The following is an 11622-nucleotide window of genomic DNA, read 5'->3' as shown; positions in this document are numbered from 1 at the left end:
TATGATTACAAATAAAAAGAAACAAGGACGTACGCGGGCTCAGGAGAGCTCTAGTGCCATAGAACGCATGTATATTACGATGAGACACCTGTTTAATCGCGGGTTTTACAAACCTATGGGTGTTTCTGGTGAAACATTGCGCGAGGCTTTATTGCTTCTACGTCCAGAAATCTATGGTTCTATTGGAGAAGAAAAAGCAGAACTAGAAGGTTTACTTTATGTCGTAGATCGATTACCACAAGGTATAGAAGAGTGTACATTTATTAACCTTACAAGTGATGAAGGTTATGCCAATTCACATTTTAAAGCTATAATTCCACCAAAAAGAAGACGAAACTGCTATCGTATTGATGATGAGCAAATGAACATTGAAATCACAAGAGGCCGTTCTGAGATTTACGATATTCTAACACACCTTACGTTTCTGTTTGTTGAGTCTCATAAAATTAGCAAACGTGTTCTTATAGATGAAGAAGGGACCACGGTTAGAGATTGGCAAAAATTAGAAAATGCGGTAACTGCAACAAAAAAATTGACACAAAAAGAACGTGAAATAGCGATTACACATACGGCTAATATTTTAGGGAGAACGTTTAATGAACTCACTGAAGCATATCCTAAGTTTGCAACCGAAAGTCAACCAGAACGTTTATTGCACATTGTGTATTGGTTGGGAAAATTAGCCATAGAAGAAACCATTAATAATAACAAACGCACTATAACTTTTAGTCCTGTTTTAAGAGAACGATTAGGACATCATATTCATGGTGAAATATGGGCAGATACGATTAAGGCGGCTTTGCATAAAAACGATTTATTAGAACGACCTATTCATATTATTAGTGCTAATATGCACAGTGTTATGAATTCACTGTTTGCTAAAGGAACGCTAAAAGGAGCTGATGCTAAAAAGGATATTTTTCAAACGTACGAAGCGTTAAGTGATTCTAAAAATTCATTATTACGTAATAAAGTTGAAAAATCTGCGTTGCAAAATGGAATGATCTATATAAAAGATTCGTCTGGTACTAATATAGATATTCAAATTTTTGATTCAGATAAAATTGATTTTTCTAAAACAGAATTCAAATATCTTGAAGAAGCTAAAGCGAATAAAGCTGTTATTTTCGTTATGGATTATGCTTTTGGAGAGCAAGCTTATGAGACTTTAGACGAATTATTAAAACCTATTAATGTCAATGGGAAAAGTGTACACTTAGATGTGAAGTCGATTTCAATAATGGGAAAAGCGGGCATTTTAGAAGGAGGAAAAGGTGATGTTATGATTCCTAATGCACATATTTTTGAAGGTACAGCCGATAATTATCCGTTTAAAAATGAACTAAGCAAAAATGATTTATTAGATTGTGGAGTCTCTGTTTTTGAAGGAACCATGGTGACTGTTTTAGGGACATCGCTTCAAAATAAAGAGATTTTAAAGTTCTTTAAAAAATCGACATGGAATGTCATAGGTTTAGAAATGGAAGGGGCGCATTACCAAAAAGCCATACAAGCCGCCTCTAGAGTACGAGGCAGCATCAACGAAGATGTAAAAGTAAGGTACGCCTATTATGCTAGTGATAATCCATTAGAAACAGGTGGTACTTTAGCTTCTGGAGGTTTAGGAACTTCTGGTGTTAAACCAACATACGTCATTACAAAAAAAATACTAGAACAAATATTTAATTCATAACACATGAGTGAGAAATTACCACAGCAACCACAGAATGAAGAGGTTGATTTAGGTCAGTTATTTAATGCAATCGGTAGATTGTTTGAAAAATTATTTGCTTTTATTGGGCGTCTATTTAAAAGTGCTTTCTCTGCGATAATTTATTTGATAAAACCTCTATTTATATATTTTAAATTCGTTGCGGTTGCAGTAGTTATATCAATGGTTTTAGGTTTTATATTAGAACAAACTAAAGAGCCAACATATTATTCGAATATGGTAGTTAGACCTCACTTTGATTCTAAATATCAGTTATTTAGTAATATTAATTATTTTAATTCGCTAATCAGTTCTCAGAATGTTGATGAATTATCGAACATATTTGAAATAGATACTGCGAAGGCTAAAGCGTTGATTGGGTTTAATTTGGAAGCAGGTCCTGAAACGCAAAATGATTTATTTGTTGAATATGGTGAGTATGTAAAAGGAATCGATACATCTTTAGTTGATGAGTTAAGTTATGCTGACTATATTAACAACAGAAGTCTTATGTCTGGTAATTTATTTACTATTAATGCAAGATCTCATACTCAAGATGTTTTTACGCATCTTAAAAAAGGGTTTCGTAAAACGTTTGAAAATGATTTTTCAAAACAACAAAAACAAGTTAGAGATACAACGGTATACATAAAACGATTAACGTATACAACACAGTTGTCACGTTTAGATAGTATTCAAAAAACATATTTAGAGGTTCTTAGAAATCAATCTAAAAATAATAAGTTATCTCTTGGTATAAGTGGTGCATTACCAGTTCAGGAAGAAAAAACCACGACAAAAGAGTATGACCTATTTTTAAAAGAACAAGAGATTAGAAGGGCATTAAATTTATTGAATGAAACCGTAGCACAAGAAAACACATATTTTGATGTGCTATCAGCATTCGATAGAGTTGGTAAAATTGACAATAATTTTAAGCAACGCTATATAGTACTATTCCCGCTTTTAACTATAGTTTTTATACTGTTAGGTTTCTTGGTTATTAGAGTATTTAACTACATTAAAAGTTATGAGTAATATTTTAATAACTGGAGGTGCGGGTTTTATTGGTTCAAATTTTATAGTTCATTTTTTAGATAACTATAAAGATATAAAGGTCGTTAACCTAGATTTATTAACATATGCAGCTGATCTTTCTAATTTAAGTGAGCTAAAAGAAAATGATAATTATACTTTTATAGAAGGAGATATTTGTGATACCGTACTTGTAAAAAAGCTTTTTGAAGAGTATGATTTTTCTCGTGTTATTCATTTTGCAGCGGAATCTCATGTCGATAATTCTATACAGAATCCGGATGCTTTTATAAAAACGAATGTTAATGGCACTTTTAATTTATTAGACGTCGCTAAATCACATTGGATGAATGCTCCGTTTAAGTATAAAGACGGTTGTAGAGATAATAGGTTTCATCACATATCTACCGATGAGGTTTATGGAACATTAGGAGCTACTGGCTTATTTACTGAAGACACGCCTTACGCTCCAAATAGTCCTTACAGTGCCTCAAAAGCATCATCAGATTTTATTGTAAGAAGTTATTTTCATACGTATGGTATGAATGTCGTAACGACCAATTGCAGTAATAATTATGGGCCAAAACAGCACGATGAAAAGTTGATTCCAACCATCATAAGAAAAGCGATTGCCAATGAACCTATTCCTATTTATGGAGATGGAAAAAACATTAGAGATTGGCTATATGTTGATGACCATTGTAGAGGAATTGATCTGGTGTTTCAAAAAGGTAAGGCAGGAGAAACTTATAATGTTGGTGGGAAAAATGAGCGCGATAATTTATATATAGTTCATACAATTTGTGAATTGTTAGATACAATCAAACCAAAAGAAGATGGATCCTCTTATTCTGAACTAATTACATTTGTAAACGATAGACCAGGACACGATTTTAGATATGCTATCGATGCTTCTAAATTAGAAAAAGAGCTAGGGTGGAAAGCAAGAGAGAATTTTGAATCTGGCATTATGAAAACTATAGAATGGTATCTAAATAAATACAGTAGTTGAGATGAAAGGAATTATACTTGCAGGGGGATCAGGAACAAGGTTACATCCTTTAACTTTAGCTGTAAGTAAGCAATTAATGCCTATTTACGACAAACCGATGATATATTATCCTGTTTCTACGCTAATGTGGGCTGGTATAAACGATATTTTAATTATTTCTACACCTCAAGATTTACCCTTATTTAAAAAGCTGTTAGGAGATGGAAAATCTTACGGCTGTAATTTTGAATATGCAGTACAAGAATCACCCAACGGATTGGCAGAAGCCTTTATTATTGGAGAAGAGTTTATTGGCGATGATAAGGTGGCTTTAATTCTAGGTGATAACATTTTTTATGGCACTGGATTAGCAGATTTATTACAACAGAATAACGATCCTGAAGGTGGTATTATTTATGCTTACCATGTTCACGATCCAGAACGCTATGGTGTCGTTGAATTCGATGAAAATGACGTTGCCATATCCATTGAAGAAAAACCCGAAAAACCAAAATCTAATTTTGCGGTTCCTGGGATTTATTTTTATGATAACTCGGTTGTAGACATTGCGAAAAACATAGCACCTAGCAAACGAGGTGAATTAGAGATAACAGACGTTAATAAAATGTACTTAAGCCAAGGAAAATTAAAAGTGAGTGTCTTAGATAAGGGAACAGCTTGGCTAGATACAGGAACGTTTAAATCTTTAATGCAAGCGTCACAATTTGTACAAGTCATAGAAGAGCGTCAAGGCTTAAAAATTGGATCTATTGAAGAGGCTGCATACCGAATGGGTTATATTGATAAAAAACAATTTATAAACGTAGTGAAGCCGTTAACAAAAAGCGGCTATGGAAAACACTTATTAAGTTTAGTATCTGAATAATATGATTGCAAAAGAAACCAAACTAAAAGGGTGCTTTATTATAGAACCTCAAGTTTTCGAAGACAAACGCGGTTATTTTGTAGAAAACTACAATCAAAAATCATTTAAAAAAGCGCTTGGTCTAGATGTTAATTTTGTTCAAGATAATGAGTCAAAATCATCTAAAGGGGTACTTAGAGGTTTGCATTATCAAACAGGCGAATTTGCTCAAGCAAAGTTAGTAAGAGTTATAAAAGGAAGCGTTTTAGATGTTGTTGTAGATTTAAGACCCAAATCGCCAACTTTTGGGGAACATTTATCTATTGAACTTTCAGAGCAAAATAAAACACAGTTTTTTGTACCAAGAGGTTTTGCTCATGGTTTTTTGGTATTAGAAGATAATACCATTTTCAGTTATAAATGCGATAATTTTTATAATAAGCAATCTGAAGGTGGTATCATTTTTAATGATGAAAAATTAGCGATAGATTGGAAACTTTCAGCACAAGAGTTAATTATTTCAGATAAGGATAAAGAGTTGCCAAACCTTAGGAATGCTATACTATGAAAAAAGTCATTGTATTAGGAGCAAACGGTCAATTAGGTAAAACCATAAAAGATTTGCCTGATAGTGGCACCATTGATTTCCATTTTTATTCACGTAGCGATTTAGATATTACCAATAAAACTAAGTTAGAAACACTATTTGCTTATTCAGATTTTGACTATTGTATTAATTGCGCTGCATATACTAATGTAGAAGGGGCGGAGACAAATACAGAAGACGCTTTTTTAATTAATGCAGAAGGGGCAAGGCATATAGCAGAAGTCTGTAATGTGTATCACGTGAAACTTATACATATCTCAACGGATTATGTGTTTGACGGTGAAAGCATTGAACCTTATACTACCACTGATCAGACAAATCCCATTAACCAATACGGAAAATCAAAGCTGCAAGGGGAACTTTATATTCAAGAACAATTAAATGAGTATTATATAATTAGAACATCATGGCTATATGCTTTACATGGTAAAAATTTTGTAAAAACAATTATCAATAAAATTAAAGAAGACAGCACATTAAATATTACAACGGAACAAGTTGGTACACCAACGAGTTGTGTAGATTTAGCACACTTTATAATTCATTTGATTAACCAGGGTATTGTTCCCTACGGTGTTTATAATTTTTCAGCAAATGGAAGTACTACTTGGTATGAGTTTGCCAAAGAGATCGCTAAAAATTATAATTCAGATAAATTAGAAAAAATTAAAACCTCTGGCTCTTTTAAAACTGTAGCCAAGCGCCCGAAGTATAGCGTTTTTGACCTTAAGAAAACAGAGCGTATTTACAAAGAGCTCAATACTTGGCAAAACAGTGTTGGTGATTTGATTAAAGCTTATAAGGCGGGTAAATATTTGAAATAAACATTTACTGCCGCTTTATTTTAATCCTCTTAAAAAGGATCTATAACTATATCAGTGAGAATCTCAGCTTACAGGTTTTATAGTGAAATTATTAATGTAATAACAGCTTATTGTAATTGTAGACTTTTCACTAAGAATTAAAAAGATTAATACTTGTCGGTTTAGTCTCACAATATATTGCTGAAATCATTAATAATAGTATTTTTGTTAACTAAACAAGAGGTATTTATGTTCAAGTTAAAAGATAAATCAATATTAATTACAGGAGGTACAGGATCATTAGGTAAGGCACTCACAAAGCACATTTTTAAGACCTATCCAGATATAAAAAAACTGGTTATATTTTCTAGGGATGAGCAAAAGCAGTTTCAAATGGCTCAAGAATATCCGCCAGATCGTTATCCACAAATTCGATTTTTTATAGGGGATGTTCGAGATAAGGAACGCTTAGTTAGAGCATTTCAAAATATTGATTATGTTATTCATGCTGCAGCAATGAAACACGTTCATATTGCAGAATACAACCCTGACGAATGTATAAAAACAAATATCAACGGAGCAGAAAATGTCGTAGACGCATGTCTTAGAACAAATGTAGAGCGCGTTGTGGCATTATCTACAGATAAAGCTTGTGCGCCCATTAATTTATATGGAGCAACTAAATTAACTTCAGATAAATTATTTATTGCTGCTAACAATATAAAAGGGGATAAACCTATTAAGTTTTCAGTGGTGAGATATGGGAATGTTATGGGATCTAATGGTTCTGTAATTCCATTTTTTATCAATAAAAAAAACACAGAAAACTGCTTACCAATTACAGATCCTAACATGACCAGGTTTAATATATCACTTCAAGGTGGTGTAGATATGGTGATGCATGCATTAGAACATGCTTGGGGAGGAGAGTTATTCGTTCCAAAAATACCATCGTATAAAATCACCGATGTGGCAGAAGCTATTGGTCCAAACTGTGAGAAGCCAGTTGTTGGTATTAGACCAGGTGAGAAAGTGCACGAGGAAATGATAACTCCATCTGATTCTTTTTATACTTATGATTTAGGGAAATATTACACCATTTTACCAGCCATGCATAAATGGAAAACAGAAGATTTTGTAAAGGCATTTGATGCTAAAAAAGTAAAACAAGGCTTTAGTTATAATTCTGGTGATAACGAAGAGTGGGAAACAGTAGAAAGCTTAAGACATCTTATAAAGGTGCATGTAGATTCAACATTTGAAGTATAATGAGCAATCAAACTATACCATACGGAAGGCAGCATATTGATCAAGAAGATATTGATGCAGTTGTTAAGACATTAACGGCAGATTTTTTAACTCAAGGCCCCAAAGTTGCAGAATTTGAAAGCAACTTTGCAAACTATGTAGGCGCTAAATATGCTGTTGCTGTATCTAATGCTACGGCAGGGTTGCATATTGCGGTTATGGCTTTAGGTTTAAAACCAGGAGAACGTGTTATAACAACTCCAATTACATTCGCTGCCTCAGCAAACTGTGTTAAATATTGCGATGGTGAAGTGTGGTTTGCTGATATTGACCCAAATACTTACACTTTATCTTTAGAAAGTACTAAGCAATTGATAGAGAGTAAACCAAAAGGTTTTTTTAAAGGTATAATACCTGTGGATTTTGCGGGACTACCAGTTAATCTTGAAGGTTTTAGTGCATTAGCTAATAAACATGATTTGTGGATTATTGAAGATGCTTGCCACGCGCCAGGAGGCTATTTTACGGACTCTAAAGGCGAAAAACAAATGTGTGGTAATGGACGTTTTGCTGATATTGGTGTTTTTTCGTTTCACCCCGTTAAACATATCGCTTGTGGGGAAGGTGGTATGGTAACCACTAACTCTAAAGAATTATACGATTCACTTTCTAAGCTAAGAACTCACGGTATTACCAAGGATAATATGAGTGAAAATCATGGTGGTTGGTATTACGAAATGCAAGGGTTAGGTTATAATTATAGATTAACCGATATTCAATCGGCTCTAGGTATTACACAATTAGCAAAAAATGACGATGGAGTTGTTCGAAGGAATGACATAGCAGATACGTATAAAGCTGCTTTTAAGGATAAAATTAAATATCAAATTTTACCGAATGGAACTTATAATGCGCATCATTTATTTGTTGTTGAGGTAGAAGATAGAAAAGGTTTATATGATTATTTAAGAACGCACAACATCTTTGCTCAGATACATTATATACCCGTTCATACGTTGCCTTATTATAAAGCAATAGGTTATGGTGACGCAGATTTGAGTCATTCTGAAAACTACTATTCAAAATGTATTAGTTTGCCTATGTATCCTAGTTTAACGGATGAGGAACAGGCATTTGTTATTGAAAAGGTGAATCATTTTTGTGGATTTTAAAACTAAAATAGGGCTAGGAACTGTTCAATTTGGAACTAATTACGGAATTTCAAATTTTAATGGTCAAACTAGTGATGTTGAGGTAGGAGATATTCTAGATTCAGCATATCGATTAGGGCTCAAGGTCATAGATACTGCAGCGGCTTATGGAGAAGCGGAAAACGTGATTGGACATTTTGATATGGCCAGATTCAAAGTCGTTTCTAAATTTATGCCTCCTAATGAATCTGCCAATATAAATTCACTACTACAAAAAAGTTTAGATAAATTACAAACAGATCGTTTGTATGGTTTTTTAGCCCATAGACCAATGCAGTTATTAAGTAATCCAGAGCAATGGGAAGAGCTACTGAAACTTAAAAATGAAAATAAAATAAAAAAAATCGGATTCTCTTTAAATGCACCAGAAGAAATCGATTTATTGCTAAGTAAAGGGTTTATGCCAGACCTTATTCAAGTGCCTTATAATTATTTTGACAACAGATTTGAGAACTCAATGATTGCGCTTAAAGAAAGCGGTTGTGAAATACACACTAGATCCACATTTCTACAAGGATTATTTTTTTTAAATCCAGATCATTTAAATCCTTTTTTTAAAGAAGTTAAGCCTTTGATTAAGAGTCTGCAAGAAAATAATGAATATCTTGCTAGTTCACTTTTAGTATATTCCTTAAAAAAGGAGTTTATTGACAAGGTTATCATAGGTGTGGAAACTAATAATCAATTGATTCAAAATTTAAACACTATTGAAAAGGCTAAAAGCTTACCTAAATTAAACAGTATTATAGAAGAGAAAATATTAAATCCATCGTTATGGGAAAAATAAGATTTGGAGTTATTGGTATGAGCGAAGGCAATGGTCATCCTTACTCATGGAGTGCAATTTTTAATGGCTTTAATAAAGAGGCTATGGCAAATTGCCCTTTTCCAGGAATTCCTGAATACTTAAACAAAAGAAGTTTTCCTGAAGATTTTTTAACAGAGCAAGGTTGTGTAACACATATTTATACGCAGGATTTTGATCTATCAAAAGAAATAGCATTAGCGTCTAATATTGCGCATATTGTATCATCACCTGAAGATATGATTTGTGAAGTAGATGCTATTTTATTAGCCACTGATGATGGAGAAAACCACTATAAAATGGCAAAACCATTTATAGAAGCAGGTTTGCCGATTTATATAGATAAACCATTTGCAATTTCAATAGGTGATGCCTTACGGATTTATGAGATTGAAAAATATCCAAAACAGATATTTACCTGTTCTGCATTGCGATTTGCCAATGAATTAATATTAACCAGTGAAGAAAGAGAAGCATTAGGATCTATTATACATGTAGAGGCATCAGTTCCTAAAAAATGGGATACGTATGCTATTCATGTCATAGAACCAATAGTATCTCAGCTTCCCTTGAGAGGCAAATTATTAGATGTTAAATCGATAAAAAAGAATGGTTTTCATCACAGTTTAATTGAATGGGAAAACACAGCAGCTTATATTAAAACAACAGGAAGTTATAAAAGCCCTATAAGTTTTACTTACCATGGAAAAAATAATACGAGTGTAAATAAAGTCTTTGTAGATTCTTTCTCATGCTTTAAAAACGCTTTAAATTTGTTTACGACCATCATAAACAGAAATGAAGATTTGTTTATAGACCAGTCCGAAACATTAGAGATTATTGAAATCATAGATAAAGGCAGAAAATGAAATCTATATTAATTACAGGAGGAAGTGGAAAAGTTGGTTTTCAATTAGTGAAACATTTTTTAAATAAAAATTTCAAGGTTGTAACAACTACGAGAAATTCTAAAAAATTTAAAGACAATTTTTCTCAGAAGTTAGATGAAAGTAAAATGTCTAATTTGTTGATTATTGAAGTCGATTTTACGCATGATAATGCTATCGAAATTATAACAAAGAACTTACAGGAAAACGATGTCTTTTTAGAAAATATAGTGCATAATGCCAGATGCTTAGATTATTTGAAAATTGAAGAAGACAACACGGTCAGTACGGAGAATTTTTCAGGAGAATTTTATTTAGATGTTATTTTTCCATATCATTTAAATTTAGAGATTATAAATCAACAAAAAGGAGAATTAAAAAACATCATTTTTATTTCTTCAATTTATGGTGTTGTAGCACCTACACCTACTCTTTATGATGATTTACATAAATCATCACCAATAAACTATGGGGTTTCTAAAGCAGCTCAAATTCACTTAGTTAAAGAATTAGCGGTAAGGTTAGGTCCAGAAATAAGAGTCAATTGTGTGAGTTTTGGAGGTATTAAAGGAAGAACTAATAAGGAGTTTTTGGAAAGATATAGTAGCTTAAACCCTTTGCGTAAAATGTTAGAGGAAATAGATGTCGTTGCACCAGTTGATTTTTTGGTTTCTGAGGGGTCTTCAAATATGACTGGGCAGAATTTAATAATAGATGGAGGATGGACAATTTGGTAAAATATAATATTACTGCGATAATACCGGCAAGAGGAGGTTCAAAGCGAATCCCTCATAAAAATATTATTCCAATTGGAGGAAAACCAATGATTGCTTGGACGATTGAAGCAGCACTTAATTCTAAATATATTAGTAAGGTCGTAGTCAGCACTGATAATGAGGAAATAGCTGTTGTATCAAAAGCTTATGGTGCTGATGTTCCTTTTTTGAGAACAGAAAATGCAGACGATCATTCACCGATTAGTTTAGCGACGATATCAACCCTTCATCAAATGAAGACGTCAGGAATAAAAACACCTAAAATTGTTGTTCAGTTAATGGCCAATTGTCCTTTGAGAGGCACCGAGCAAATAGATGACGCGATTGAAAATTTTATTGATACAAATACAGAATTTCAAATTAGTTCTTTTAAATATGGATGGATGAACCCATGGTGGGCACATACTATGGATAAAGATAACTTAGCTAAGCCTTTGTTTAGTGATGACCAAAGAATGAAAAGGTCTCAGGATTTAGAAGATTTATATTGTCCTACAGGTGCTATTTGGATTGCTAAAACCATGTCTCTTTTAGAAAGTCAATCGTTTTATGGAGACGACTATAAATTTTTCCCAATGAACTGGGTTAATGCCATTGATATTGATGATTATGAGGATTTGGAAATGGCAAAATTCTTTATTGACCAAAGAAGAAGTTCCTGTAAATAATTCATATTTTACCCA

12 protein-coding genes are annotated in these 11622 nt (G+C 32.9%); all 12 read left to right on the top strand.

All coding sequences use genetic code 11. The annotated features are described in order from the left end of the window. The first annotated feature begins 1 nt into the window (after position 1). The 12 genes from K1X16_RS09565 to K1X16_RS09510 all read left to right on the top strand — a co-directional run bounded on the left by K1X16_RS09565 (position 2) and on the right by K1X16_RS09510 (position 11607). On the top strand, positions 2-1693 hold the full coding sequence (locus tag K1X16_RS09565; RefSeq protein ID WP_195870292.1) for a DUF6909 family protein: 1692 nt from the start codon (positions 2-4) through the stop codon (positions 1691-1693). 3 nt (positions 1694-1696) lie between these two features. Then, on the top strand, positions 1697-2749 hold the full coding sequence (locus K1X16_RS09560) for a hypothetical protein (RefSeq protein WP_225035926.1): 1053 nt from the start codon (positions 1697-1699) through the stop codon (positions 2747-2749). After that, on the top strand, positions 2742-3758 hold the full coding sequence (rfbB, locus tag K1X16_RS09555; protein ID WP_225035925.1) for a dTDP-glucose 4,6-dehydratase: 1017 nt from the start codon (positions 2742-2744) through the stop codon (positions 3756-3758). The genes K1X16_RS09560 and rfbB overlap by 8 nt, the downstream gene beginning before the upstream one ends. A gap of 1 nt (position 3759) precedes the next feature. Further along, a complete protein-coding gene (rfbA, locus tag K1X16_RS09550; RefSeq protein ID WP_225035924.1) occupies positions 3760-4623 on the top strand; it encodes a glucose-1-phosphate thymidylyltransferase RfbA in 864 nt (287 codons plus the stop codon). Position 4624: 1 nt separating this feature from the next. Continuing rightward, on the top strand, positions 4625-5170 hold the full coding sequence (gene rfbC, locus K1X16_RS09545; RefSeq protein WP_225035923.1) for a dTDP-4-dehydrorhamnose 3,5-epimerase: 546 nt from the start codon (positions 4625-4627) through the stop codon (positions 5168-5170). Further along, positions 5167-6033, top strand: a complete 867-nt coding sequence (gene rfbD / locus K1X16_RS09540) for a dTDP-4-dehydrorhamnose reductase (protein WP_225035922.1) — start codon at positions 5167-5169, stop codon at positions 6031-6033. The genes rfbC and rfbD overlap by 4 nt, the downstream gene beginning before the upstream one ends. Before the next feature lie 228 nt (positions 6034-6261). Then, positions 6262-7281 (top strand): UDP-N-acetylglucosamine 4,6-dehydratase (inverting), encoded by a 1020-nt coding sequence (gene pseB / locus K1X16_RS09535; protein WP_225035921.1) that lies wholly within the window; start codon positions 6262-6264, stop codon positions 7279-7281. Next, a complete protein-coding gene (gene pseC / locus K1X16_RS09530; RefSeq protein WP_225035920.1) occupies positions 7281-8432 on the top strand; it encodes a UDP-4-amino-4,6-dideoxy-N-acetyl-beta-L-altrosamine transaminase in 1152 nt (383 codons plus the stop codon). Before pseB ends, pseC begins: the two co-directional genes overlap by 1 nt. After that, a complete protein-coding gene (locus K1X16_RS09525) occupies positions 8422-9258 on the top strand; it encodes an aldo/keto reductase (protein ID WP_225035919.1) in 837 nt (278 codons plus the stop codon). The genes pseC and K1X16_RS09525 overlap by 11 nt, the downstream gene beginning before the upstream one ends. Further along, positions 9246-10145 carry a Gfo/Idh/MocA family oxidoreductase gene (locus tag K1X16_RS09520; RefSeq protein ID WP_225035918.1) on the top strand — a complete coding sequence of 300 codons (900 nt, stop codon included), beginning with the start codon at positions 9246-9248 and terminating at the stop codon, positions 10143-10145. Before K1X16_RS09525 ends, K1X16_RS09520 begins: the two co-directional genes overlap by 13 nt. Then, positions 10142-10900: an SDR family oxidoreductase gene (locus K1X16_RS09515; protein WP_225035917.1), complete on the top strand. Its 759-nt coding sequence runs from the start codon at positions 10142-10144 to the stop codon at positions 10898-10900. The genes K1X16_RS09520 and K1X16_RS09515 overlap by 4 nt, the downstream gene beginning before the upstream one ends. Continuing rightward, positions 10885-11607: a cytidylyltransferase domain-containing protein gene (locus K1X16_RS09510; protein WP_225035916.1), complete on the top strand. Its 723-nt coding sequence runs from the start codon at positions 10885-10887 to the stop codon at positions 11605-11607. The genes K1X16_RS09515 and K1X16_RS09510 overlap by 16 nt, the downstream gene beginning before the upstream one ends. Positions 11608-11622 lie beyond the last annotated feature (15 nt).

The organism is Winogradskyella sp. SM1960, from assembly GCF_020179375.1.
Lineage (GTDB): Bacteria > Bacteroidota > Bacteroidia > Flavobacteriales > Flavobacteriaceae > Winogradskyella > Winogradskyella marina.
This window is presented reverse-complemented; position numbering and strand designations above follow the sequence as displayed.